This window comes from Roseburia sp. TF10-5, assembly GCF_003462365.1.
Classification (GTDB): domain Bacteria; phylum Bacillota; class Clostridia; order Lachnospirales; family Lachnospiraceae; genus Roseburia; species Roseburia faecis.
Genome location: NZ_QTYW01000002.1, coordinates 1 through 25,255 on the forward strand (window position 1 = coordinate 1; position 25,255 = coordinate 25,255).

At 40.8% G+C, this 25,255-nt stretch carries 23 protein-coding genes; 3 read left to right on the forward strand and 20 right to left on the reverse strand.

Annotated features, from left to right (window positions below; all coding sequences use genetic code 11):
- Positions 1 to 48 precede the first annotated feature (48 nt).
- The 8 genes from cas9 to DXD06_RS02125 form a co-directional block, all read right to left on the reverse strand.
- Complete coding sequence (cas9, locus tag DXD06_RS02095) at positions 49 to 3,363, reverse strand: type II CRISPR RNA-guided endonuclease Cas9 (RefSeq protein WP_117830478.1); 3,315 nt, start codon at positions 3,361 to 3,363, stop codon at positions 49 to 51.
- A gap of 653 nt (positions 3,364 to 4,016) precedes the next feature.
- Positions 4,017 to 4,169: a hypothetical protein gene (locus tag DXD06_RS16985; protein WP_158569463.1), complete on the reverse strand. Its 153-nt coding sequence runs from the start codon at positions 4,167 to 4,169 to the stop codon at positions 4,017 to 4,019.
- A 35-nt stretch (positions 4,170 to 4,204) separates the two neighbouring features.
- On the reverse strand, positions 4,205 to 4,627 hold the full coding sequence (locus DXD06_RS02100) for a hypothetical protein (RefSeq protein ID WP_117830479.1): 423 nt from the start codon (positions 4,625 to 4,627) through the stop codon (positions 4,205 to 4,207).
- Between the two features lie 48 nt (positions 4,628 to 4,675).
- Positions 4,676 to 5,719: a glycoside hydrolase family 5 protein gene (locus tag DXD06_RS02105; RefSeq protein ID WP_117830480.1), complete on the reverse strand. Its 1,044-nt coding sequence runs from the start codon at positions 5,717 to 5,719 to the stop codon at positions 4,676 to 4,678.
- Positions 5,720 to 5,785: 66 nt separating this feature from the next.
- Entirely contained in the window at positions 5,786 to 8,317 is a 2,532-nt protein-coding gene (locus DXD06_RS02110) for a heavy metal translocating P-type ATPase (RefSeq protein WP_117830481.1), read from the reverse strand.
- 18 nt (positions 8,318 to 8,335) lie between these two features.
- Complete coding sequence (locus tag DXD06_RS02115; protein WP_022044898.1) at positions 8,336 to 8,641, reverse strand: metal-sensing transcriptional repressor; 306 nt, start codon at positions 8,639 to 8,641, stop codon at positions 8,336 to 8,338.
- A gap of 148 nt (positions 8,642 to 8,789) precedes the next feature.
- A complete protein-coding gene (locus DXD06_RS02120; RefSeq protein ID WP_022044897.1) occupies positions 8,790 to 9,113 on the reverse strand; it encodes a helix-turn-helix domain-containing protein in 324 nt (107 codons plus the stop codon).
- A 13-nt stretch (positions 9,114 to 9,126) separates the two neighbouring features.
- On the reverse strand, positions 9,127 to 9,459 hold the full coding sequence (locus DXD06_RS02125; RefSeq protein ID WP_022044896.1) for a type II toxin-antitoxin system RelE/ParE family toxin: 333 nt from the start codon (positions 9,457 to 9,459) through the stop codon (positions 9,127 to 9,129).
- Positions 9,460 to 9,727: 268 nt separating this feature from the next.
- On the opposite strand from DXD06_RS02125, the gene DXD06_RS02130 reads away from it, so the two are divergent.
- Positions 9,728 to 10,675 (forward strand): DUF4846 domain-containing protein, encoded by a 948-nt coding sequence (locus DXD06_RS02130; protein ID WP_022044895.1) that lies wholly within the window; start codon positions 9,728 to 9,730, stop codon positions 10,673 to 10,675.
- On the opposite strand, the gene DXD06_RS02135 is transcribed toward DXD06_RS02130, so the two are convergent.
- The 6 genes from DXD06_RS02135 to DXD06_RS02155 form a co-directional block, all read right to left on the reverse strand.
- A complete protein-coding gene (locus tag DXD06_RS02135; protein ID WP_055068313.1) occupies positions 10,653 to 10,835 on the reverse strand; it encodes a hypothetical protein in 183 nt (60 codons plus the stop codon). The genes DXD06_RS02130 and DXD06_RS02135 overlap by 23 nt on opposite strands.
- A gap of 217 nt (positions 10,836 to 11,052) precedes the next feature.
- The gene (locus DXD06_RS16990; RefSeq protein ID WP_158569464.1) at positions 11,053 to 11,565 is read right to left on the reverse strand and encodes a hypothetical protein; all 513 of its coding nucleotides are present in this window, start codon (positions 11,563 to 11,565) and stop codon (positions 11,053 to 11,055) included.
- A gap of 329 nt (positions 11,566 to 11,894) precedes the next feature.
- Positions 11,895 to 12,548 carry an ABC transporter ATP-binding protein gene (locus DXD06_RS02140; RefSeq protein ID WP_117830482.1) on the reverse strand — a complete coding sequence of 218 codons (654 nt, stop codon included), beginning with the start codon at positions 12,546 to 12,548 and terminating at the stop codon, positions 11,895 to 11,897.
- On the reverse strand, positions 12,548 to 13,759 hold the full coding sequence (locus tag DXD06_RS02145) for an FtsX-like permease family protein (RefSeq protein ID WP_117830483.1): 1,212 nt from the start codon (positions 13,757 to 13,759) through the stop codon (positions 12,548 to 12,550). Before DXD06_RS02145 ends, DXD06_RS02140 begins: the two co-directional genes overlap by 1 nt.
- Before the next feature lie 26 nt (positions 13,760 to 13,785).
- Positions 13,786 to 14,676, reverse strand: coding sequence for an FtsX-like permease family protein (locus DXD06_RS02150; RefSeq protein WP_117830484.1), 891 nt, complete (start codon positions 14,674 to 14,676; stop codon positions 13,786 to 13,788).
- A gap of 57 nt (positions 14,677 to 14,733) precedes the next feature.
- The gene (locus DXD06_RS02155) at positions 14,734 to 14,961 is read right to left on the reverse strand and encodes a hypothetical protein (protein WP_117830485.1); all 228 of its coding nucleotides are present in this window, start codon (positions 14,959 to 14,961) and stop codon (positions 14,734 to 14,736) included.
- A gap of 183 nt (positions 14,962 to 15,144) precedes the next feature.
- On the opposite strand from DXD06_RS02155, the gene DXD06_RS02160 reads away from it, so the two are divergent.
- Positions 15,145 to 15,501, forward strand: a complete 357-nt coding sequence (locus tag DXD06_RS02160) for a PadR family transcriptional regulator (RefSeq protein ID WP_117830486.1) — start codon at positions 15,145 to 15,147, stop codon at positions 15,499 to 15,501.
- A complete protein-coding gene (locus DXD06_RS02165) occupies positions 15,494 to 15,868 on the forward strand; it encodes a DUF6120 family protein (RefSeq protein WP_117830487.1) in 375 nt (124 codons plus the stop codon). Before DXD06_RS02160 ends, DXD06_RS02165 begins: the two co-directional genes overlap by 8 nt.
- A gap of 599 nt (positions 15,869 to 16,467) precedes the next feature.
- On the opposite strand, the gene DXD06_RS02175 is transcribed toward DXD06_RS02165, so the two are convergent.
- The 6 genes from DXD06_RS02175 to DXD06_RS02200 form a co-directional block, all read right to left on the reverse strand.
- Positions 16,468 to 17,946: a ZmpA/ZmpB/ZmpC family metallo-endopeptidase-related protein gene (locus DXD06_RS02175; protein WP_158569465.1), complete on the reverse strand. Its 1,479-nt coding sequence runs from the start codon at positions 17,944 to 17,946 to the stop codon at positions 16,468 to 16,470.
- Positions 17,947 to 18,018: 72 nt separating this feature from the next.
- Positions 18,019 to 19,518, reverse strand: a complete 1,500-nt coding sequence (locus tag DXD06_RS02180) for a hypothetical protein (RefSeq protein ID WP_117830490.1) — start codon at positions 19,516 to 19,518, stop codon at positions 18,019 to 18,021.
- A gap of 54 nt (positions 19,519 to 19,572) precedes the next feature.
- Positions 19,573 to 21,846, reverse strand: coding sequence for a DUF6273 domain-containing protein (locus DXD06_RS02185; RefSeq protein ID WP_158569466.1), 2,274 nt, complete (start codon positions 21,844 to 21,846; stop codon positions 19,573 to 19,575).
- Between the two features lie 195 nt (positions 21,847 to 22,041).
- Positions 22,042 to 22,455, reverse strand: coding sequence for an Ig-like domain-containing protein (locus DXD06_RS02190; protein ID WP_117830492.1), 414 nt, complete (start codon positions 22,453 to 22,455; stop codon positions 22,042 to 22,044).
- Positions 22,456 to 22,501: 46 nt separating this feature from the next.
- Positions 22,502 to 23,617, reverse strand: coding sequence for a hypothetical protein (locus tag DXD06_RS02195; protein WP_117830493.1), 1,116 nt, complete (start codon positions 23,615 to 23,617; stop codon positions 22,502 to 22,504).
- 118 nt (positions 23,618 to 23,735) lie between these two features.
- Entirely contained in the window at positions 23,736 to 25,244 is a 1,509-nt protein-coding gene (locus tag DXD06_RS02200) for an S-layer homology domain-containing protein (protein WP_158569467.1), read from the reverse strand.
- Between the last annotated feature and the right edge of the window lie 11 nt (positions 25,245 to 25,255).

Below are 25,255 nucleotides of genomic sequence, written 5' to 3' on the forward strand. Positions count from 1 at the left end.
TTAAAAGCCGATGGAATTTACTCTTGCACTGGAATTTACTTTTTCAAGTCAGCAATATTTTGAGAATTCTTCCCTGCTACATAAATAATAATTTCCTAAAATATCCATTCGGTATTTTCTTATCCTCTTAGTTTTGCCAAGCCCTACCAATTTTTGTTTTTCATATTTTGCCCTGTCTATCGGCTTTGTTTCAATATAATTTTTTACTTTAGGCATTGTTCTTGACAAAAATCTTTCCCTGACTATTTCCCCATCCTTCTCATATTCAATAATATCATTTTTATAAAACGACAACTGAAATTCAAAGCCCAGAGACTCCAGATCACTTCTCTTCTGTCCTTGTTGAATCATTTTCTCATTCACTAAATTTATTGCGTATGCATCCTCATCAATGACATATTCCCCCTTTTGGCATTTTACATCCGACTGTTTTATCCCTACTAAATAATAGGTCTGTTCCTCTTTTTTATAGTAAACATCCATACGGTATGGAACCAGACTTTCAAGCACTACCTTCCTGCTGCCTTTCTCATACCCATATTTATGTGAAATATCAATGCAAGATCCAACTTCTCCATCTGTATACTTTAATTTATCAATACGAGGTCCATTATGTTTCTTTGCATATTTCCTTACATAATCTCCAGTTTCTTTTTCGTACTGCACAAACGGATTCTTGGAATCCGAATAATCCTGCATGATCCGAACCAGATCCTCATATGTTTTCTTATCATTTTTATAGACCAATAACTTTTCTCTGTCACTCTCTTTTTCACTAAATGCAAGCTTTTTAAAAAGAGCAGCTCCCTCTTTTGTTCTGATATCCAGCTTATTTATTTTATAAATTTTTCCATCATAAACTCTTGTTCCACGAATCTTCTGATTGCAAAGGCCACGGTTTGATTTATGGTCAACATAATACCAGTATTTTACATTCTTTTCTGCCCTTGTAATTTCATTTCGAATATTACTCCACTTTTTTCTATAAAGGTATTGTTTATATACTTCGTCAGACATCTGATCTTTCCATTTTTCTGAATTTAAAATTTCTCCCGTCTCAAAATCAATGAATTCTCCCTGTAATTTTCGATACGCTTCATAACCTAATTGCGAAAATGCAATCAGCATGGCATCCACTGCGTGATGCGCATAACTTTTTTCCCGATCTTTATCCAGCTTCATATTCACACGCATCTGATGCGTATAGCTTCCCCGGATCACTTTTACCTTTGTACCCATTTCTTTCACTCGAAAATATCCCTGTACCGTGTTCAGGACAACTCTCGCTGCATAACTTGTATCATTAATATTTCGATTGATAAATCCACGTAATACATCTGCTTTCGTAATATCTTCGCTATACAGCAAATTCCGCACTTTCTTTTTTGAAAGTCCATACTCCTTTTTCTTTGATAAATCCATAACCAGAACTTTATATTGTTCAAATGACCATTTACTATTGGTATGTGTCAAATAGTAGTATGGTGTCTGATTTCCTTTGTTCTGATTTTCTGTCCGATACACAAGAACCTTATTGCTTCTGGAATCGTCAAAAGAAATGGATCTCGGAATAATATGATCAATCTCAAACAGCTCCGAATGTTTAATCAAATCCTCCGGTTCAATTATCTTCCCGGAATATAAACATTTTCCATCCTGCTCATTCCACAATTTTAACTTTAAATTTAATTGCTTTTGCGAAGAGAAATCAGCCGATGAAAGTCTGATATCATATACTGTAGCCAGTTTATTTTCAATATACTCCTGTTCTTTTTCGTTCTTTTTTTGCGTTTCTTTTTCCCACTTCTTTTGTTCGTCAGAATTGCGATCCCGTGGCATTTCAATTACCACTTCATCTAATGTTCCATACTTTTTCATAAGCGCGTTTAATATTTTAAAGGAAATACGAACAGATCTGCGGACTACAGGATTAAAAATATCCTCACTTGCCACATCTACTGGTATATACTTATTTTTTTCAAATTCATCTGTCTGTCCCGTCATAACGCCCATTTCTGTTAAGAGAGTCATTTGTTCTTTGGGCTGTCGGTACATTTCCGGAATCAGTTCATTCATTATTTTTAATGAAAATGAATGCCATTTGCTAAATAATGCCCCATTTGTTTTCCTGAGAGAGATCAGACAATTTTTAATTTCTCCCGGCAATTCAAGTCTTGAATTATCAAACGCCTCCATCATAGCTTCTTTATCCGTATTAATTGTCAAAATATATCCGATTTCATCCAAATTATCCCTGGAAAATTCTTCTATATTCACATGAATAGCCGCAAGGGCTTTTCTCATTTTATTATAGACCTCAAATTTATGAAAAATTTCTTTCTCACTCTTATCAATTCTGGCACCATAAAATTCCTCAATTTTCTCTCCCATTGCATCGGCAATAATTTTGCGCATATTTATGGTATTGCTTGTTTTTACCTTATCAACAATTAGGTGCTTCTCATTTTCTTCAAGTTTTCTTCCATTTACCGTCAGATTATTTAAATCATTTAACAAGTTAAATTCCTGTGCAGTATAAGAAGCCGATGCAGCTCGCAATTCATCTTTGTATACACTGCATTTTCCGATTAATTTTTCAAAAATATTTTTTTCGGTAATATACTCCCCATTTTCCTTTAATCTTGTTGTGTATTTTCCATAGTCAGTTCTTGATTTTTCATTTCCCGGTCCTTCATAGTATTTTCTTTTTCTTGTAAAAATTTTTAAATATTTCTCGCAGAATTCATCTGCTATTTCCGCATGATATTTTTTCTGTGTGTCCAAAATCTGTTGAATTTCTTTCGTATAGGCTCCAATTGTAAACACATTACTCAGATCCAGCTTTTCTCCCTGATCATCTTCTATCTGTATCTGACCTCTGTATTTTCCGATATTTTCCAGCCTGTGTTTTTGAATTTCACACGGAAAATTCTTTTCTAATTCTTTTGCATTCAATTTTAATCCATTTGCATATGCAGTTGATCCGCTAACAGAAGAATCTTCCACGTCCTCTAAATAAGATATTCCACGATGTTTCAAATAGCTATACAAAATCAAATACAATTCATCCAAAGAAATACTTTCATAAAGTGCCTTTACTTTAAGCCCGACAATATCATTTTTCTTCACCTGTGGAATAGCAAGTCCATGATATTCCCATAACTTTTTGAAATCATCTAATCTTGTCCGTTCTCTTCTTTTTAATCTCCTTGCCTGACGCATCCCTCTTCTCGCCTGATTATTGGTTGCAGATGCCTCCGGAAAAATATTTGATCCGGCTTCAATTACCATTTCAGAGCTTTTATCAATCACTGCCCATCCGGCCGAAGCCACCCCAATGTCCACAGCTACAATATACCGCATATTTTTTCTCCTTGTAATAAGATCTTCTTCCAAATATAAAATTTCTTGTATTTATTTTATAATACACCTTTTCATTTTATTTTTCAATATTTTGTTCTAATCTTCCTAAATAGTTTCAATTATTATTTCAAAAAACAGGAACAGCATCTTTTAACCTTTCCTGCAATTCTTCTTTTATTTCCATATGATATTTCCATAGGTTCATCTATGTCACTTTACTTTTCTATGTAATAACTCAGGCTGGACATATAAAACAAATATGCTTGTCTATGTCCCATGACGAACTGAATAGAGGACATATGGCAAAAAAATAGCCGTCCATGTCCCATAACGAACTGAATGGAGGACATATGATAAAAAAGTGCTCATTTATGTCCCATTAAACAGGTCCTGTGGGACTTTTTCATGCGCTTTTTATACATATGTCCTTTTGCCAACTTCTCCTGGGACTTTTTCATGCGCTTTTTATACATATGTCCTTTTACCAACTTCTCCCAGGATTTTTCAATGCACTTTCTCTACATATGTCCCTCCGGCAACTTTCACCGCGACTTTCAAGCTTACTTTTTCTCTACATGTCCCCAAAACACAAAGAAACGCACAAGAAAAAGGAATGTTCCCACACAGAAACATTCCCTCTTTCATTTATGTATTTATTTTTCCAGTTTTGTCAGTTCATTGCTGTCCACATCCGCCGCATGACTGCCCTCATTATGGCTTGCTGATCCGTTCTCGAACCACCATGCCACACCTGCGGCCAACACAACAACTGCTACTACAACTACGATAATGACTTTTTCTAACATGAAATTTTCCTCCTGAACTCTTTGAAAATGGTCGCTTATTTCAAAGAGTCAGAAGCTTTTTCCCCATCCTGCCAGTGTATGTATGCCATGATCCACGCATGACTGCGCACAAATATGTTTTCGATACGGCAGGATGCCAGATAAATCCGGGTAGCATTCCCAGCAAATCCGCTTGCAAGTCCTGCCCACAAAATGATGTTGCGTTCTGCATTCAGCCGCGTGATCCGTGCACTGACGGTCAGACGCGCCTGTTCGAACTGTGTCAGTTCGGAACGTCCGAGGATATCAAGGAAGGAACCCTGCTGCCGCTCCATCGTATGTACCGCAAGATGATCCGGCTCCGCCTGCGTGATATCGTACATATTTTGCACACCATAGCTCTGCTGCACCGCAAAAAAACATATGACAACCGCCAAAAAGATGCCTACACACCTCATCCGGCTTTTTTGTATCCGCATGATTCCCTCCTTTCCCGGGCATGCCCGTGTTATGTAATCATTCCATCACTACTTTGTCAGTCCAGCCTTCTTGCGAAGCAGGTTATACAGCCACCTGCCCTCGTCACTCAGCTCACTTTTCTTGAAACCGCTGACTTTCGGACAGCTGCTTTTAATAATAGAAGAAGATTCCTGTTTGTTTGACAGATTCCACGCAATGTAGCTGACACCGTATTCATCCATCGTCTGTACCCAGCGGTCTGCCTCTTTTTTGTCGATGGCTCCGTTTCCGGAAGCATCACAGATTCCATATTCCGTGACAAATACCGGAAGTCCTTTGTTGATGGCTGCGGTCATTTTATTGCGCAGATCTGCTTTGTGTGTGGCTGCATAAAAATGCAGCACATACATGATATTGTCCCCCTTGATCGGATCTGCTGCTGCCTGATCCACATCCTGCGACCAGGTTGGCGTTCCTATAACAATCACCGCTTTTTTATCATTTTCACGGATGGTAGAAATCACGCTTTTCGCATAAGACTTGATCTCTTTCCAGCTTGTTCCGTTGTTCGGCTCGTTGCAGATCTCATAAATCACATTGTTGTAACCTTTTAATTCCTTTGACATCTCCTTGAAAAAGGCTTTTGCTTCTTTTTTATGGGAATTTGGATTGCCATCACTTAAGATGTGCCAGTCCACAATCACATACATCTTGTGTTTCTTTGCCAGCTTTACACCTTTTTTTATGAGTTTCTTTAAATCACTGCGGTTCTTTGCATCTCCGCTGCAGTAGCCGTTATATTCTTCGGTATACATCGCCAGTCGCACGACATTTGCCCCCCATTTGTCATGCAGCTGGGCAAAACACTTGTCGTTGACATACTGCGGATACCAGCTCAATCCATGTGTGCTGACCCCGCGAAGCTGTACTTCATGCCCCTTTTTGTCCACAAGTTTTGTTCCTTTGACGTGCAGTCTGCCTGCCGATGCATCATAATACGTTGTTTTTGCTTCTGTCATTTGAAATCCCCCTGTCATACACAATCCAAGTGCAAACGCACACAGCAGTGCGAGTACACGCAGAACTTTTGTTTTTTTATGAAATAAATACATGTTTCATACCACCCTTCTCCAACGGGAACAGGCGGCTCCACGTTCCATTGAACCGCTGCAACATTCTTAATCGATTGCCGTAACCTTGTAATCTTTCTCTTCTACTGTTTTCTTTAATACATCATCTGCCACTTCCGAGGACAAGGTCACAACAGCAGTGCCAGCCTCATGGCTGACTTCTGCGGATGTCACCTCCGGAAGTGCCTCAAGTGCTTTCTTTACCGTTGCCTCACAGTGTCCACACATCATTCCTTCAATATGCATTGTCTTTGTCATTACTTTTTCCTCACTTTCGCTTGTTTTTATTTCTACCGGTTCTGCTGCCGGTGCAGCATCTTTATTTGCTTTTCCGTGTACGGAAAACAGGTTCAGCCGTAATGCGTTGGTCACGACACAAAAGCTGGATAAGCTCATGGCTGCCGCGCCAAACATTGGATTTAATTTCCACCCAAATATAGGATACCACACTCCGGCTGCAAGTGGAATCCCTATTACATTATAAAAGAATGCCCAGAACAGATTTTCATGGATGTTCCGCAGCGTTGCCCGGCTTAGGCGGATGGCCGCCGGAACATCCCGCAGACGGCTCTTAACCAGGACAACGGATGCCGCATCGATTGCCACATCGGTTCCGGCACCGATGGCGATTCCGGTATCTGCTCGTGTCAGTGCCGGGGCATCGTTGATTCCGTCTCCGACCATGGCTACTTTGCCCTGTTCCTTCAGCTTACGGATCTCTGCCTCTTTACCTTCCGGCAGTACACCGGCTATGACTTCGTCCACTCCTGCCTGTGCACCGATGGCTTTTGCTGTGCGCTCGTTATCTCCGGTCAGCATAATGACACGGATTCCCATGTCACGCAATTCGGCCACCGCCTGGGGGCTGTCCTCTTTGAGCGTGTCTGCTACAGCAATCAGGCCGGCACAGGTATGATTTTTGGCAAAAAGCAACGGTGTTTTTCCCTCTTCTGCCAGCTTTTGGGCCTGATCGAGCAGGGTGGAATCTACAGTTACGTTCTCCTTCATGTAAGAAACGCTGCCACCGAGCAGCAGATCTTCCCCACGCACCGCGGAAAGACCATTTCCCGGAAGTGCCTGAAAATCATGTACCGCCGTCTGGGAAATCCCCGTCGCTTTGGCATGCTCCATAACTGCTTTGGCCAGCGGATGTTCACTCGAACTCTCCAGATCTGCAGCAAGCTGCATGAGATCACGCTTCGTGTAGCCTTCTGCCGGTAAAATATCGGTCACGCGTGGCTCTCCTGTTGTGATCGTTCCCGTCTTATCCAGTGCTACAATCTGTGTTTTTCCAGCATTTTCGAGTGCCACCGCATTTTTGAACAGGATTCCGTTTTTTGCTCCCATGCCGTTTCCGACCATGATCGCTACAGGTGTTGCAAGTCCAAGCGCACACGGACAACTGATGACGAGCACGGAAATACCGCGCGCTAATGCAAATCCGATATCTTTTCCGGCAAGCAGCCATACCATAATGGTGATTACTGCAATGGTGATAACGGTCGGAACAAAAACACCGGATACTTTATCCGCAATTTTTGCAATTGGGGCTTTGGTCGCCGCTGCATCCGATACCATTTTAATGATCTGGGAAAGCGTCGTATCCTCGCCCACACGGGTTGCCTCGCAGCGCAAAAATCCGGACTGGTTCGTGGTTGCCGCACTGACAGAGGAACCTTTCTGTTTATCGACGGGAATACTCTCGCCGGTGAGTGCTGCCTCGTTGACCGCACTGCTTCCCTCTAGGACAATCCCATCGACCGGAATGTTTTCGCCAGGACGCACGACAAAGGTATCTCCCTGCCGCACTTCGGTGATCGACACGATAACTTCATTCCCATCCCGCACTACGGTCGCAGTCTTCGGTGCCAGCCGCATCAGGCTCTTTAAGGCATCGGTCGTCTTTCCTTTGGCATGGGATTCAAGCATTTTTCCGACGGTGATGAGTGTCAGAATCATGGCCGCGGACTCGAAATAAAATTCATGCATATATCCCATGACTGCATCCATATCGCCGCGCACCTGCGCTCCGGTCATGGCAAACAGGGCATACGTACTGTATCCAAACGATGCTCCGGCGCCGAGTGCCACCAGTGTATCCATATTTGGTGCGCCGTGGAGCAGGCTGGTAAAACCGCTCACAAAGAACTTCTGGTTGATCACCATGATGATGATGGTTAAAAGCATCTGCAACATTCCCATTGCCACATGATTGTCTTTCATGGCAGCCGGTACCGGCCAGCCCCACATCATATGTCCCATGGAAAAATACATCAGCACGACAAGAAAGATGACCGATGCGATCAGACGCTTGCGCAGTTTCGGTGTCTCGTGGTCTTTTAATGCTTCTTCCTCTTCTGCTGCGGTCTGTTCTTTTTTTGCGCCTTTGGGTGCTGCGCCGTATCCGGCTGCGACAACTGCATTTACGATTTCCTGATCGGTTGCCGTGCCTTCCACTCCCATGGAGTTGGTCAGCAGGCTGACAGAGCAGGAAGTCACACCCGGCACTTTGGAGACGGCTTTTTCCACGCGGGCGGAGCATGCCGCACAGCTCATGCCGGTCACTTCATATTGCTTCATAGTTGCCTCCTACATTTCTTACTTCATTAATTTTTGTAACATCGTTACTAATTCGTCTACTTTATCGTCCTCGCCGTTTCGGATGCCATCTGCGACGCAGGTACGGATATGTTGTGCCAGCAGGACTTTATTAAAACTGTTGAGTGCCGCATTGGCAGCCGCTACCTGTGTGATGATATCCGGGCAGTAACAGTCTTTTTCTACCATGCCTTTGATGCCGCGGATCTGTCCTTCAATGCGGCTCAGGCGATTGATCATATCTTTCCGTTCCTTCTCGGAACGCTCTTTTTTCTTACAGCATTCACAAGTATGTTCTTTTTCCATTCGGATTATGTCTCCTCTCTCTCCGATACCCTGTATGGGTATCCTTCTGCATCGCATTATATACCCCCTGTGGGTATTATGCAAGAATTATTTTTCTCAATAAAAATGAGTGTCTTCCGGTTTTTGGAAAACACTCATGTATTATTTATTATTCCTCTATGGATACAAAAGGAAATTCTTTTGTGAGATTTCGATCCATCTCCATCATATGCAGAAGACGGCTTGCTGCACCTGACGGATGATTGATTCCAGATTCCCATGCCTCCACAGTCTTACAGGAAACACCAAGATAACTTGCAAATGTCTTTTGCGACATTCCGGTTTCGTTACGAATCTTCTTTACTTCGCTGGCATTGTATTCCTTAACAGGAACAACTGTCACGACACGGCGCGGAAGTTTTTTTTCTTTACTTTTTGCATCCTCAATGGCTTCCTGTAATCCAGCCACAATACTTTCATATACATCGCTCATATTATTTCTTCTCCTATAACTTCAATTTCAATTGTTCAATTAAACTTTTGATACCATTACGTTCAGCTTGCGACAGATTTTCTTTTTCATTTTTAGAATACACGGTAATCAAATAAATAACCTCTTGAACCACAAAATCCACATAGCAAACACGGGCACTGCCACTTTTCCCTTCATTTGCAAAAGGAATTCTGATCTTTCGAAGTCCTCCTGTTCCCTTTATTACCGGATGTAAATCAGAATTTTCCAGCAATTCTAATTCCAGCTTTCTTAAATCTTCATCCTTAAACCCAAGTTTATCCCAATTCCTGGAAAATTCGCGTGTCTGTATAAATGTTCTGACCATCTTTTCTCCTTTACATTACCCTATTCAATAGTAGTATGTCAAGTTATCATGTAACCCTTCATTCTGTTTTTTAAATTTCATGGAGTCGTGGGAGAATCCCCCGTGATTTGTTCCTGTTGACATTTACTAATATAATATTCAGAAACAATATAACTTTATGAAATAACATTATCAAACACGTTTTTACCTGTCAAGAACAATTTCTATTATTTTCTCCAAAAGTGTGGTATGCTCTGTCATAGATTATATTTAAATGAGGAAGAAAACATTGAAAAAATTAGTACAAAGATTATTATTCGGAATCGGCATCCTATCCCTTGGCATCACGTTCACCGGTTGTCATGCCAGCCATTCACAGACGGATTCACAAAAAACTATTTCCAGACAGACAGAACCGCAGGCCGGACCAACAGAAACGGAAACTTCTTCCACGCTTTCTCTGATTGACGCTTCCGGCATGACATTAGAAAGCCGCATCCACACATCGGACGGTTACACAAGAACCAAAGAAGCCGACGGAAGTCTTGCAGAGTTTTTGCGAAACTATGCCATGGAGCCTGATCAAAGTCCCGTTCTATTATATGACGGCAGTAAAAAACGCAATCAAAAGGCTCATGTTGCCGTATTTGATCTCCCACTTGAACATGAGGATCTCCAGCAATGCGCGGATTCCGCCATCCGGGTATATGCAGAATATTTTTGGAGTACAAAGCAATACGATCGCATTGCTTTTCATTTTACGAATGGATTTGACGCCCAGTATACGAAGTGGGCAGACGGTTACCGTATCCGTGTAAACGGAAATAATGTAAGCTGGATCAAAAGTGCACAGCCGGACACTTCCTACGACAGTTTGAAAGACTATCTGCGTATCGTTTTTTCTTATGCCGGTACCGCCTCCATGGATACCGAAGCACAGCCGATCCCGCTATCTGATCTGCAGGTGGGAGATGTGTTTTTAAAAGGCGGAAATCCGGGGCATGTTGTGATGGTCGTTGATCTGTGCGAAAATGCAGACGGCAAAAAAGCCTTCCTGCTTGCACAGGGATATATGCCGGCACAACAATTTCATGTATTAAAAAATCCGGCGCACGAAGATGACCCATGGTATTATGAAGATGAAGTCACCTATCCGTTTCACACGCCGGAATATACCTTCCAGAAGGGAAGCTTAAAACGATTAAATTATGGGATTACCCACACTGCTCCTGAATAAGCCTGTGGATTTCCTCTGTGTCTTTATCCAGTGCCACTTCCAGTTCCCCATACAGCAGATTCTCTGCCAGTTTAAAATAACGCCCATCCACCGCCGTAACTTTTCTGCCCTGCCGGACACGCTCTTCTTTCCGGTCGCAGATCAGTTTGATGATCCCCACCAGACGCTCCGGATCATTGCTGGTGATAGTACAGTTTTTTAGAATCTGTATCTGAAAAATCCAGATGCACCAGATCCTTTACCTCACATACTCCGTTTGCAGCTTTGACAATAAATTCTCCTATCTGATACAAGATAATTCCCCCTTTTCCCTGTATTTCTATTGTACCACAAGGAAAAGAGGGCATTCAAAGGTCGAATTCAACGAAAATTTCTCATTATGAGGTTGGGGACGTTGCACAATTTTTCAAAATCTGTCTCACTTTTGAAGCTGCTGCAACACGGGCTTTCTTTCCCTTATCAATCTGCGTAAGTACCTCTGACCACGCATCATGCAACCGATCTAAGTCACCACTCTTTGCATTTTTCCACAGTGTTTCATCGGACTGTAAATTTTCCAGATAATCTCTAAACTCAGCCACCATCTGTTGAACATCATGTTCCTTTCCAGATACTCCATAACTTGTGCTTGGATACATATTGAATGCATCCAGGCAATACCCCAACGTTCTCCCGATCTCTGTGTCTTTTTCTCCGGATTCACACTTGCTTAATCGAATCATCTGATCCCCTATGTATGCCAGTTCCTCCTGAAACATCTGATCCACAACCTTTTGGTTCCATGTTATAGACGCGTTTTTATTCTGTATCACCCTGTACTGATAAACATTTGCTGATACGGATACTATACATACCGCAATTGTGATTACCAACGCAATTTTTTTCTTCATCTTATCCCTCCCACCAAATGAAAATCTTCCATTTTGATATGCCCTTGCTATCACATAGGATGATTCATAAAATGCACTACAATTATAATTATCATATTTCCTCTTCCAGTGCATAGTCTTTTATCCAGTCATCTTCTACTTTTAGCGGATTTTCACAAAATCTGGTAATACTGTAGCATTTTTCAAACAGAAAATCAATCGTTTTCCTCACCTTCACCGCAACCCTAAAATTTCTCATTATGAGGTTGGGGACGTTGCACAATTTTTATAATCTCAAATCCTCCATGGTACTTTCATCCTTTAAGATAATTTTTACTATTCTTTTTGAACTACAGAATACATCCATCCGTAATTCGAATAATGCGATCACATCGATGTGCCACCTCGTCATCATGCGTTACTATAATAATTGTTTTACCAGTTCTGTGAATTTTTGCAATCTCATCCATAATCTTAATGCTGTTTTCACTGTCAAGAGCCCCTGTAGGTTCATCACACAACAGTAGTTCCGTATCTGCAATAAGAGCCCTTGCAATCGCACAACGCTGTTGTTGACCTCCCGAGAGTTCTGATGGATATTTTCGAAGAAGATCAGATATTCCCACACGCTCTGCGGCATCTTCAATAATATGTTTCCTTTTCTTTACCGACCTTGCCAAAAGTGGTACTTCTAAGTTTTCGTAAACTGAATATCTTTCAATTAATGCAAAATTCTGAAACACGAAACTTACATATTTTTTTCTAAATCCATGTAAATCTTTTTTACTCAATTTAGATACAGGTATATCGTTATACAAATAGGAACCACCTGTCACATCATCCATGGCTCCTATTATATGTAATAATGTACTTTTCCCAGAACCGCTTGCCCCCATAATTGCACACAATTCATTATCTTGTATTTTCAAATTTACATTTTTTAATGCATGTGTTTCATTTCCCTTTCCAAAATACGTTTTCTCAATATGCGATAAGCGGATCATTACAAGCCCCCCTCTTTTACAATCATCTGTGGTGAATATTTCTTTATAAGGATAACTGGCAAAATGGATAGAATAAGTACAAGTATAAGCATTTCTTCAACTAAAATTTTTATAATATGAGCAAAGAAAATATTCTGTATCATCTGATATGTTTCATAATTATTCACAAATAATCTTGTAAACATGACATAAATTCCTGCTCCCGCAATTATCAACGCTATAAAGCTTTTCAATAAATTTTCCATTATATAAATAATGACTAAATCCTTTTCTGAAAATCCACATATATATAAGACACCATACTGTTTTTTATTTACTATAAAAGAAAGCGCACACATGCTCAAATTTATAATGATTGTTCCAATCAAAATGACGCCAAACATTCTGGAAAATATCATTCTGATCTTTTCGTTTTCTATCTGGGCATTTTTTAAATAACTATTTAAAGATGAGAGCTGTATCTGTATTCCATTTTTATCAGCCAGTTTTTTTAACTCAGATTTCATATTATCTGGGTTTTTATACGATTCATATATCCAAAATCCGGAAGATGGATATACATCCCCGAAAACTAACACGCGGTTATCCATATTATAAACTGCCACGGTAGTTCCTGCTGCTGCTCCAGATGCTATTTCCCCGGAAATAAAATTCTGGTGTTTTTTTAAAATTCCATCCACTACATATACATCATCCTTCCCATCCTCCTGTTTTACCACATATTGTGTTCCAACCTTAACTTTTTTAAAATTATATCCCAAATACAAGTGATATACATTTTTATTTATATCTGTCATTTCTGCTTTTTTATAAAATTCTAAATTGCATAACCCAAGGACCGTCTGATCTGCCCATATCCATGTTAAATTTCCCTGTTCATTTCCCTGTAATCTGGCTAATTCCGGAAGTCTGTCTGTTTCTAATGAAGAAATTGATCCGATAAACTTTACCACTTTTTTATCCATCGCTTCATTTATAAAATCCTGTGCTTTCTGTGAATAAAAATCTCCATTTTCAACATATAACAATCCAATATTATCAATAGTTCCCGTCAAAACCTGCTCACACTGCTTTTGAGAATAACTAAAAATATTATTATAAAAGCTTATTACCCCTATAAGAAAAATACTCATGGTAATAAAAACAACTAATATAATAGAAATTTTCTTATTCAGGCGAATTTGATCCCATGCAATAATTATCCATTTCATAACACACCATTCCAATCCTTTTCGTCTTATCCGTCTACAAGCTTTTTTGCTCTATGTGTCACATAAAACAAGAATAATATATATACACATCCGATTTCCACTACGATTATCTCAATCCATTTTTCTGTTACCATATACGTGTAACGATAAAAGAAATGATAAATTACAGCTATTATTATTCCACCAATAACAGCTCCCATATATACAAATGACAATTCTCTAAAAATATTTTTTAAAATTTTAAAATGATCATATCCAAATATTCTACAAATTTTCCATTCCTTTTTTCTGGTATATATCCATAATTCAGAAAGTGCATACACACAAAGGCTACCAAATATTACAATTGCAAGAGAAGAATAAAGCATCATTTTATTTTGAAATAACTGTAAATAGTTTTCCCTTGTCTCCATTTGATCCTGATTTTTATTTACTTCCATACAATGAGAAATTTTTTGAATACATTCATTGCTATATTTGTGTGAAAATACTAAATATATGTTTTCAAATTTTGTTTCTCTTTGATTTATTGCGTGTATGATCGTTTTTTTCAAATGTTCTGAGATTGTTCTCCAATCAATTTTTATTGTGTTTTCTTCAAACATAAAATTCGATTTTAAATCATAATTCTTCTCATGATTTAACCACAATTTCACTTCTTTCCGTTCAAAAAGATCTCCATCCTTCATATATATTCCCGTCATATACGCATTTGCATCGCATTCTTTTAAAATATGACTCAGTTGGTTTAATTGATGCTCTGTGATTTGCTTTTCATTTACAACATAAATCTCTTCGGGTGTCCTGTTTTCTATATATCCTCTTACCAGTAATTGTGTACAAATAAACATCATAAACAAAAACAAACTCATGCATAGCATTAAAAGGCCATTGTCTATGGATAAATATTTTTTCATTTTATCCCCCTGTTAAAAAGATTCCTACAGGGAAAGTCTTCCCTGCAGGAATCCATATTAATCTGTAGCATGAATTTCATAGGTAGATCCTTCAAAATCCATTGCTGCATATCCATATGTGTTTCCACTCCCCGCACTTACAAATCCAACATATTCTGTTGCATATGCATTATACTTTGCACTTTTAACAGACTTATTATTGCTACCAGCAAACACTGGAACGGTCATAGCACATAAAGCAATTGCCATCATACATGCGGATCCCTTCCTACCAAGTTTTTTCATTATTATAGCTTTTCCTTTACTATTAAATCCTATATAATTTTTCTTTAAATTACAATTATACATGTATTATTGCATTGGTAGCGTATCATAGGCATTTTATTTTGTCAACCAATATTTTGTACTAAATAATATTTACTTTTCGTATATAACATGCTATAATTCCATATATCTTGGAGGTGTTATATGGCATACAAAAATACTCTCCTTACGGGTATCACAGACTTTCTAGTACTATCAATTTTAAAAATAAAGGGGGATTGTTATGCATATGAAATAAGTAAATATATTACAAGTGAATCAAATAAGCTACTCTCTATTTCCCCTAATACCATATATACCGTCATGTATAAACTGGAAAATGAACACATGATCAGCGAATATTCGGTTCTTGTAGGGAAAAAGCGTACACGTGTTTATTATCATATTGAAGCTGATGGAGAAACCTATCTGGAAGAATTGCATGGCGACTATAAGAACATGATATCTGCTGTATCTTCAATTTTTGATTCGCTGGAGAAAGAAGGCAAACAACATGACTAAATTATGCAGGCAATACATATATCAGGTAAAACTATTACTTCCAACAGTCGGAAAAGCAGAAAAAAAATATTTGGCTACGCTGGCAAATAATCTGGAAGATTTTTGTAAAGATACTTCTCCTGAAACAATCCATGACTTGTACAAAGACTTCGGCACACCTGTAGATACCGTAAATTCTTATATTTCAACACTCACTGCTGAGAATTTAATAAAACGAATTCAAATAGGTAAGTATATACGAGGAGGTATCATAACCCTAATTATAATACTAGCTGTCATAGCTTCTATTTTTGGAATTACTTCCTATCGAAGTTTTCAAGTATTTAAACAAGAAGCCATTTATTTTACTAACACGAATATTGAATAAGGAGAAAAGTTTATATGAAACGAAAATTATATTATGCTTAACTTCTGCTCTGTTTTTATTATGTTCAACCCCGGTTTCGGCTAAAGCTAATATTATTACAGACACTTATCCTAATACACCATATAAACAGTCATAACTGATGCTGTTCTTTCACCTAATATAATAACAAACTTCGATCGAGCATCCCATAATATTACAAAGACTAAAACGACTTATATGCGCAACTCTTCCGGAACAGTATTATGGAGTGTTTCTATTACCGCAACATTTACCTATGATGGCACAACCTCTCGCTGCATTAGTTGTTCACCAAGCGCAACTGCGCCTGCTACAACTTGGTCAATTAAATCCATATCATCTTCCAAAAACGGGAACTCTGCCACTGCATATGCAACAGCAACACATTCGTCACCTAGTTCTTCAAAAGACTTCACACAAAGTGTTACTATTTCATGTAGTAAAAATGGCACTATTTCCTAAGTTTTAAAGCCCCTGCACACAACAGGGGCTTCTTTTTTCACATCCGTAAATAGTCCACTTACAAATTTTCCTCTCCTTTCCTCCGCCCAGTGGCGGAACAAGGTCATACACATTCTCTCTTACGCCTCTTTGTTATTCTTTAAGATAAGTCTCTTATGCTTGCTGGAATAGGTCCAGTACTTTGATGACAATTTCGGACAGTTTGCTGACGTAATGGAAGAAACTTTCTTCGCCTTTGACTGATATGGTACCCAGCTTGTATACTCGCGTCCACTCTTCTTTCCGGAACCGGTATAATAATTATCCGATACTGTATTTTCCCCTGATACATAACCGGCGATCTCACCAGCCATGGCATATTTTCCTTTTGCCGTAACTTTTCCTACGTTGTAATTGCAGCTTCCGTCGCGGAATTCTCCGACAACACCACCTGCATACCCTTTTCCGGTAAGGCTGACCGTTCCTGTATTATAACAGTTTTTAATCTTCGTTCCACAGTAACTTACACCGCCAACATTGGTAAATCCGTTTTTCGTATTGACGGTAATCTTTCCGGTATTGTAACATTCGCTCATTGACGCTGCAAATCCTACACCCGCAACTTCATTATCTCCTTCATAGTCTCTTCCGGAGCAGACACCAGTAAAGGAAACCGCCCCCTTGTTATAACACTGTTTAATTTTTACAGCGGCCGCTTCGATACCACACACTTTGACTACTGCGCGCGAGGTCTTTCCTCCCTGATTTGTCACAGAAATTTTACCGGTATTGCCACATCCCTTAGCCTGTCCATAACACGATCCGGCAACACCGCAAGCCTCAAATTCAAGCCCGAGTCCTGCATCTCCCTTTGCTGTATTCTTAATTGTAAGATTTCCGGTATTGACACACTTTTCTATTTTCTTCGTGATCATGGCAATACCATATACCGAAAACGAAGTATCCTCATTCCGTGCTCCTGTCAATGTGATATTGCCCTGATTCCGGCAATTCCTGAAATTGGAATTTTCATCTCCCCAGGAGATTCCGGCAAAACAGCCTGGCAACGCATCCGTTACTTTAATATCTGCATTGACTTTACTGGTACAATCGGTAAAATCACAGGATTGTGCGCTATCGACAATTCCGGCACCACCGATTGTCGTTTTTCCGGATACTGTGATATTGGAAAACCTGCACTTTTCCGCCTGATATACCAGAGCTGCTCCCATTTCTTTTCCCTGAATCGTCACATTTGTCATAACAATGTTTTTAAACGTTGCATTTTTTGCATTGTTGAACAGTCCCATTCCCGTATAGTTCTTAATCGTATGTCCTTTGCCATCCAGGGAACCCGTGAAGCACTCCTCGTGCTGCACCTTTGTATCATAATCATAATAATTCGGAAACAGATTCAGATTCCCCTTAATTGTGATATCTTTCGCCAGATAATAATTTCCATCCGGATTCTCCTGCATTGCAACTAGATCGGCCTCGGAACTGATTGCAACTGCCTTTGCCGCGTAAACGGTTTCGGTTGCTGCCCCCGTATGCAGATTCGCCGGGCTACTGGTACATACCAAAGTAAACGCCATCAGAAAAGCTGCCATTTTTTTCATAAACATTACCTCCGTTTTCACATGGGTAGTGTCATGACAGGTTCTTACCTGTCATGCGGTTCCTGTCACCTTCTATTCTTTGTTATTCTTCAAAATCATTCTCTTATGCTTGCTTGAATATGTCCAGTATTTCGAGGACAGCTTCGGACAATTTCTGGATGTAATGGAAGAAACCTTCGTTGCCTTTGCCATATAAGGCTTCCATGCTGTGGTTTCATGTCCGTAAGGCTTACCCGATGTATAATAATTTTCCCGCGCGTTCGGTCTGCCAATATCATCCGCTCCGTCCAGTTCGCCAAAGATTGCACCTGCAAAAGAATTCTTACCGCTTGCCTTAACCGTTCCGCAATTATAATTATACATCGCATCTTTCTTCTTACTGCTGTTGAGAAATGCGCCGATTCCGGCAATACCTCCGGCAAATCCGCTACCTTTCAGCGTAACGTTTCCGGTGTTGTAACAATTCTGAACAAACGTTGTTGAAGAACAGATTCCACCCACGATCACATTCTCCTGACTTTTCAGATCAACACTGATCTTACCTGTATTATAGCACTCTGTTGCAGCTTCCGTCTCATTCGTCACACCGGATATCTTAATTCCTCTGCCACATTTTCCGGTTGCACTGACAGCCCCCTTATTATAGCACCTTGCTACCGAATTATGCGTTTTTCCACTGTTTGTTCCGCTTAATGCGACACCACTAACACGCATACCGGACTCTACCGATGTACAGGAAGCAACGATCTTACCGGAATTGCCACAATTCTTAAGAGTTGTATAACTTCCTGCAATACCGGCTGCATGAACATCTGTGTAATATCCATCATCCGGGTCCGAAGGCTTCGTTCCTTTTACAGCAATATTACCCGAATTCTTACAATTTTCAAGACTTTGGGCACTTCCCGCAATACCGTATGCTTTCACACTGGTCGGATACACCATGACTGCCTCAAGAGAAAAGCTTCCTGTATTCTTGCAGTTCTTTAGTTTGCAGCCGCTGCCGTATAACACAATACCGGCTGCAGCCGCACTCTGATCACTTGCGTTATCTGCACTTTTCTTATTCTTAATTGAAAAAGCGACAGAACTTGAACAATCCGTAAATGTACTGTCTGACGCCGAATTGACGAGTCCCGCAGAACTTCCTGTTGCTTTACCGGATACTTTAATCTTTGTGAAAGTGCATTTGCGGGCCTGATTTACAAGCGCAGCCTCTTCGCTTAGCGTCACATCCGCCAATGTAAGATTCTGAAACTTCGCATTCTGTGCCTGTCCGATCAAAGCACCACCACGCAAGCCATTAATCTTATGTCCCTTGCCATCCAACGTTCCTTTAAAAGGCGTATTTCTATCCTGAAACAGCTTCGTTCCCGCAGAAACCGTAATATCCTTACTCAGATAATAATTTCTGCCCGGATTCTGCTCCATTGCTAACAGATCGTCTGCCGAAGCGATTGCAACCGATTCAGCCGCATACACAGCTTCCTTACCATTTGCATAGCCCAAATGTGCCGGAACATTGCTACATGCCAAAGCCAACACCATCATAAAAGCTACCATTTTCTTCATACACATTACCTCTTTTGTCTGCCGTCACTTTGATTCTGTCAATATTCCTGATTTTTATTTTGCTTTACTTACGGTTACTTTAATCTTTCGGGAAATTCCGTTTCCCGCAACAACGTAAATGTAACAGGTTCCTGCACCTTTTGCGGTAATCGTTCCGCTTGCATTTACCCCAGCTACCGTATTATCGGTCGAACAAAAACGAAGTTTCTCTGACTCTGCCTTTATTTTCTTTTTATTCTCCCGCTTTAACAATACAGCCTTAATCTTTGCTTTTGCACCGACTTCTAAGCTGTAGCTTTTCTTATTCAGCTTGATCTTTTTTACTTCCGTGTACTTTACATTGTTCATCACAGCATACAACGTCAGTGTCTTGCCGATCCTTGCTTTCTTTCCGTCAATCGTCTTATATGCCACAATGTAATACTGGTACGTTTTCTTATTGTCAAGCTGCTTCTGTACAAGCTGCAAATTCCTGGTCGTTGCGACTCTCTGATATCCGTCCTTGCTTCCCTTAACCTTCCGATAGATGCGATAACCTTCCGCACCATCCACTTTATCCCATGTAAGCGTAACCTGTCCATTGTCTGTGACAGACGCTTTTGCCGGAAGCACTTCTACCTTTGGTTTCTGCGTCTCCTGTGGCTTATCCGGCTTCTGCGGTTCTTCCGGCTTCGGCTCCTCCGGTTTCGGCTGTTCCGGTGTTGGATTCTCCGGCTTTGGCTGCGACGGTGTTGGATTCTCCGGCTTTGGCTGCGACGGTGTTGGATTCTCCGGCTTTGGCTGCGACGGTGTTGTAGTTCCCGGAGTCGTCGGTATTGCTCCTGCTGCACGAATTGTGATCGTAATGGTTGTAGTAAGTGCAACTCCGTTTGCATCAACTGAATTCGGACATGTGACTGTACCATTTAATGTCACGGTCTGCTCCGTGGAAAGCGTCGGATTATAGCTTCCACTTGCCGGAGTGGTTGTATCCCATGTCACAGGCGCACTTGTTATCGTATGACCCTCGGTCACGATTTTAACTTCTGAAGGCAGATTCATTGCATCATAAGCGGTTCCGTTCGCTACCGTAATCGAATTCGGTGCCGTAATGCTTACAAGCTTATCTTTATCCGTTGCCTCAACCGCATAAACAACATTATCAACCGTTGTTTCCATCCAGATTTTACAATTTAACAGATCAATATCGGATGACAGACCGAGCTGGTTCTTGATATCATTGCCCGTTACTGTTACGATAGACGGATTAAGACCAACCTGTTTGCTGTAATACCAATCGTTCGTTCCATCATTTCCTTGCACCACAAGTGCCACATTACCCGATATGCCGCCTTTGACCGCCCAGATCTCTCCGGTTGTCGCATCATAGGTTGCGCGGCCGATCTGATCATTAATGGCTGGATCACTTCCATTTAATCGCAGAGTCATCGCTGTCCCCTCTGCAATTGTGCCGGACACTACCGCATCAGATGATGCTGCTGTGGCAGCCGATGCAAATAAAACATTCGACAGATCCAGATTGGAAGCAGGACGCACGGCATGTTCTTTGTTAATACCCTCTCCCGATCCAACAAGAAAATTGACGTCACTATAATATACACCACCCCTGTAATCAATTTGCGGTACGCGCAGCCAGAACATCGCCCGTGCTACCGAAAAGTTCGCATATGGATATCTTGACGCTATCTTGTCCGAACTTCCTACTTTTATGCTATATTCCAATAAATCACCTGCAGGAATGTACAACTTATCGGATGTAGTATAACTGTTACTATTCCTTGTATCATTCGTTGTAATCGTTGTCGCCTTCATTAGAGATCTCTCTGTTGCAGAAAAGTACGCCGATTTTTCTGCATTTGCCATATTCTGCAGTGTCGCCCTTAACTCACTTGCTCCGTAATGGTTGGCATTTAACACTGTAGGATTGCCATCTGCATACGTTCCATATCCTTCTTGATATTGCTTGTCTTCGATGACAGAATTATACATCCCTGTCATAATCGGACTCGCCGCAAAGATAATCGTATTATCGCCATCTACGCCGTCATCCTTTCCTAAGACAAACCATTCCTGTGCATTTCCGTCACTATTCTTTCCAAATACAAGTTTGCCTGTATTCACAGGCTCTCCATTACTTCCCGGTGCAAAGGTATCATCCATCAACTGTGTCTTGGTCGCATAAGCCGTCACACTCGGTGCAACCGTTGCTGCCTGCACCTGCATCTTATTCCCGGCCACTGTCGATTCGATTCCCACCATCATACTCAAGGCCATTGTTGCAGAAAGTAAGGTTGCGATTCCTCTGTTCATTAAATTTCGTTTTTTCATATGCATTCTCCTTGTAAGTTCTCTCTGGTTTTGCTAAACTAATTATAAATCGTACCCCAAGGGACGAGCCAATTTTATTGTGTCAGGCACCTCTTGTCCACCTCTTGTCAATATAAAAAAGCCACAATGTCCATTCTTTCAAATGGACATTGTGGCTTTCCCTATATGCGTTATCCTTAACTCTATTCCTGATTTTTATTTTGCTTTACTTACGGTTACTTTAATCTTTTGGGAAATTCCGTTTCCCGCAACAACGTAAATGTAACAGGTTCCTGCACCTTTTGCGGTAATCGTTCCGTTTGCATTTACCTCAGCTACCGTATTATCGGTCGAATAAAAACGAAGTTTCTCTGACTCTGCCTTCATTTTCTTTTCATTCTCCCGCTTTAACAATACAGCCTTGATCTTTGCTTTTGCACTGACTTCTAAGCTGTAGCTTTTCTTATTCAGCTTGATCTTTTTTACTTCCGTGTACTTTACATTGTTCATCACAGCATACAACGTCAGTGTCTTGCCGATCCTTGCTTTCTTTCCGTCAATCGTCTTATATGCCACAATGTAATACTGGTACGTTTTCTTATTGTCACGCTGCTTCTGTACAAGCTGCAAATTCCTGGTCGTTGCGACTCTCTATTTTCGTGTAATCCCACCGTAATTATGCAAAATTGATTCCACAGTGCCGTAAATCTACAACCGGCACATTCTTAACCTTGAATGTATACTTGTGAATACCCTTCTTAATCACTTTATTTTCCGGTGTTTCATATTCAAAAAGCATTTTTCCCGGATAAGAAGCCCGTGTATAGATTGGGAAAGCCAGATCTACACCCATCGTATTTACCGTATATCCCTTTACAATAAGAGTATTTCCACTATAAGAAAGAGATTTTGTTACAAACAGCATATCATTTTGTTCATAGTCGCTCAGCTTCGTGCTGACCTTCACAGAATATACATTTGCCTTTGGAGAAACCAGCTTACTGGTCTTGGCATCTTTTTTGTTTTTAGTCATTTCGACTTTTACCTTATATTTTGCTGAACCTGCCCCTTTTTCCTTATAAGTAAATGTATATATATCTGTCGCCTTACTTGTAATTGTCTTGATCTTTTTTGATCCCTTATAAACATAAATCTTTGAAGCGCCTTTGGTATCTGCACCACCATTATTGACATCTACCTGAATTCCAACCTGATCTGCAGACATTTTCGTCACATCAATCTTTGGTGTCTTATTGATCACTGTCTCATACACCGGGTCATCCGTAACGGTGATTCTTGCTATAACCTGAAGCCGTGGCTGCGTTTTCACATTCTTGTTTTCCGCCTCCATATAAGCATACTGTATAGCTACCTCTTCTCCCGGTTTTGCAGTCTGTCCTGTAATAACTGCTGTTGCACTCCGGCCGATCGTCTGGCTCGTCAGCGCCGGTCCGAAATCCGCATACCATGACATTGTAACCGGACTTTCTGCAGCCACCCACATACCAACGCGGATAACTTTATCTGTGCTGTTTTTTACAACAAATGTGTCCGGCTTTTTTCCGACATAAATGTACCCGGTAGTGTTTGCCGCACCAAACGTTATTTCACCGCTTTTTGCTTCTGTAAGTGTGTAAGTTACCTTATTTGCATCCAGATCCATTTCGAAGTTCTTTGCAAAAACAGGCTCTGCATGACAGATTACCATGACCAGCAAAAGCATACATGCTGCTATCCCCAAATACAGCAGCCTTCTTCCTTCCATTTGTGTTTCCTTAAATTGTTTCACCATAACCAGTCCTCCTTTGTCGTCCATTTACTGTAAAAATATGATACCTCGTTTACTGCAATTTGCGACATTTTGTGCACGAATTACAGTTATTTCGACATGAACGATTTTTATCAGTTTTTTATTTGTATGCATAATAAATAAATTTTGCAAGTTCCACACGCGTAACGGCATCGTCCGGTCTGAATTTATGATCACCATTGTCTTTGATGATGCCCTTGGACTCGGCCCATGCTACCGCATCCGCATAAAATACCCAGTCCTTGTAGTCCGTAAATGTTGATTTCTGGGATGCTTTCGGTGCACCGATGCTCTGCCATACATAATACAGTGCATAGCCACGCTGGTAAGCATATTTTCCTTCAAAGATTCCATACTCAATCAGCCCCTTATCCACTGCCCACAATGCAGCTTTATAGTAACTGTCCGTACTCTTGACATCCGGAAAATGATTTAATGCTTTCGGTGTCGGAGATCCGTTTGCCTTGTACAAAGCGTTAAATACATCACCCTTGGTGCAGATTGCCTTGGAATAAAATTCGTTCTTGCTGGTAGGCTCCATGATCTTGTTTTTTACCACCCATGCAACTGCCTTGGCATCGGCAGCATCCACATCGGTGTACGAGGAGGTGGAAGATGCATTTTTAATCTTGATCTTCACGGTCTTTGTCGCATTCAGATTGATCGTATAGCCACCCTTTACTTTTTTCATATAGTTTGTATCAAGTGGCAGATACGATTTCACACCTGCCTGATCCGTACAGATCAGATATTCGCCAGCCATTGCCTCCTCATCTGCAAAAGTGGTCTTTCCGGTGCTTGTTGTGTAGGACTTGATCTTCTTACTGGAAGATGCAAAGATCTGCACTGCCTCTGTCTTATAAGTTCCAACGCCCAGATACTGATAATTTTCCCGTAAAATATTTGCCTTATGACTGGCACTGTTCATCCATCCACGCATCGCAAGCTGTGCCGTAACAGTTTTTGTACATTTGTACATATTCTCGCCGAGTCCGGTATTCTTAAAAGAAGACGGAACGGCAGTCTTGTAGCTGGTTCCATTTGGTCTGGTATGTGCTGGCTGTGTATTGTTGACATTTTCCCTAGCACGGACTGCAGTTGCTTTTTGCAGTGCTGCCGGCATGGTAAGAAGTTTTTTCCCTTCCTTTGCACGCTCAATATTGGTCAGCCGCAAAATGTTCCATTCATCCTCAGAAACGGCAATTCCTTTTTCCGGCCGGTTGTTTCCCAATGTCGGAATCACTTCATTGATATAAAGTTCCCTTGTCTTTCCATCCAGTGACAGATTCAGATAGGCTGTAACGCCTCCCTTACTTTCATAAGTTGCATCTACCTTGCGGAACGATTTCCACTCTGCTTTGGTTCCGTTTTTTGCTGCAGCAGTAATTACTTTCATGACCTGTGCTTTGGTTGTTGTATTGGTCATATTCATTTTGCCGGCTGCTGAACTCATTGCCCCCCAGTCTTCCTCGAGTTTTTCCTCTGTCGTACCCACATTGTCTGCTTTTACGGTCATCTGCGGTAGGATGCAGATCATCATAATAAGTACCAGTGCCAGACTGCACAAATTTTTTCCTATTTGCAGGATTATTTTTTTCTTTGCTTTCATATACATTCCTC

Coding starts and splice junctions, on each gene's coding strand:
- cas9 (WP_117830478.1), bottom strand. CDS start 3,363: ATGCGGTATATTGTAGCTGTGGACATTGGGGTGGCTTCGGCCGGATGG.
- DXD06_RS16985 (WP_158569463.1), bottom strand. CDS start 4,169: ATGTTAGAAAAAGTCATTATCGTAGTTGTAGTAGCAGTTGTTGTGTTG.
- DXD06_RS02100 (WP_117830479.1), bottom strand. CDS start 4,627: ATGCGGATACAAAAAAGCCGGATGAGGTGTGTAGGCATCTTTTTGGCG.
- DXD06_RS02105 (WP_117830480.1), bottom strand. CDS start 5,719: ATGTATTTATTTCATAAAAAAACAAAAGTTCTGCGTGTACTCGCACTG.
- DXD06_RS02110 (WP_117830481.1), bottom strand. CDS start 8,317: ATGAAGCAATATGAAGTGACCGGCATGAGCTGTGCGGCATGCTCCGCC.
- DXD06_RS02115 (WP_022044898.1), bottom strand. CDS start 8,641: ATGGAAAAAGAACATACTTGTGAATGCTGTAAGAAAAAAGAGCGTTCC.
- DXD06_RS02120 (WP_022044897.1), bottom strand. CDS start 9,113: ATGAGCGATGTATATGAAAGTATTGTGGCTGGATTACAGGAAGCCATT.
- DXD06_RS02125 (WP_022044896.1), bottom strand. CDS start 9,459: ATGGTCAGAACATTTATACAGACACGCGAATTTTCCAGGAATTGGGAT.
- DXD06_RS16990 (WP_158569464.1), bottom strand. CDS start 11,565: ATGAAGAAAAAAATTGCGTTGGTAATCACAATTGCGGTATGTATAGTA.
- DXD06_RS02140 (WP_117830482.1), bottom strand. CDS start 12,548: ATGATCCGCTTATCGCATATTGAGAAAACGTATTTTGGAAAGGGAAAT.
- DXD06_RS02145 (WP_117830483.1), bottom strand. CDS start 13,759: ATGAAATGGATAATTATTGCATGGGATCAAATTCGCCTGAATAAGAAA.
- DXD06_RS02150 (WP_117830484.1), bottom strand. CDS start 14,676: ATGAAAAAATATTTATCCATAGACAATGGCCTTTTAATGCTATGCATG.
- DXD06_RS02155 (WP_117830485.1), bottom strand. CDS start 14,961: ATGAAAAAACTTGGTAGGAAGGGATCCGCATGTATGATGGCAATTGCT.
- DXD06_RS02160 (WP_117830486.1), top strand. CDS start 15,145: ATGGCATACAAAAATACTCTCCTTACGGGTATCACAGACTTTCTAGTA.
- DXD06_RS02165 (WP_117830487.1), top strand. CDS start 15,494: ATGACTAAATTATGCAGGCAATACATATATCAGGTAAAACTATTACTT.
- DXD06_RS02175 (WP_158569465.1), bottom strand. CDS start 17,946: ATGAAAAAAATGGCAGCTTTTCTGATGGCGTTTACTTTGGTATGTACC.
- DXD06_RS02180 (WP_117830490.1), bottom strand. CDS start 19,518: ATGAAGAAAATGGTAGCTTTTATGATGGTGTTGGCTTTGGCATGTAGC.
- DXD06_RS02185 (WP_158569466.1), bottom strand. CDS start 21,846: ATGAAAAAACGAAATTTAATGAACAGAGGAATCGCAACCTTACTTTCT.
- DXD06_RS02195 (WP_117830493.1), bottom strand. CDS start 23,617: ATGGTGAAACAATTTAAGGAAACACAAATGGAAGGAAGAAGGCTGCTG.
- DXD06_RS02200 (WP_158569467.1), bottom strand. CDS start 25,244: ATGAAAGCAAAGAAAAAAATAATCCTGCAAATAGGAAAAAATTTGTGC.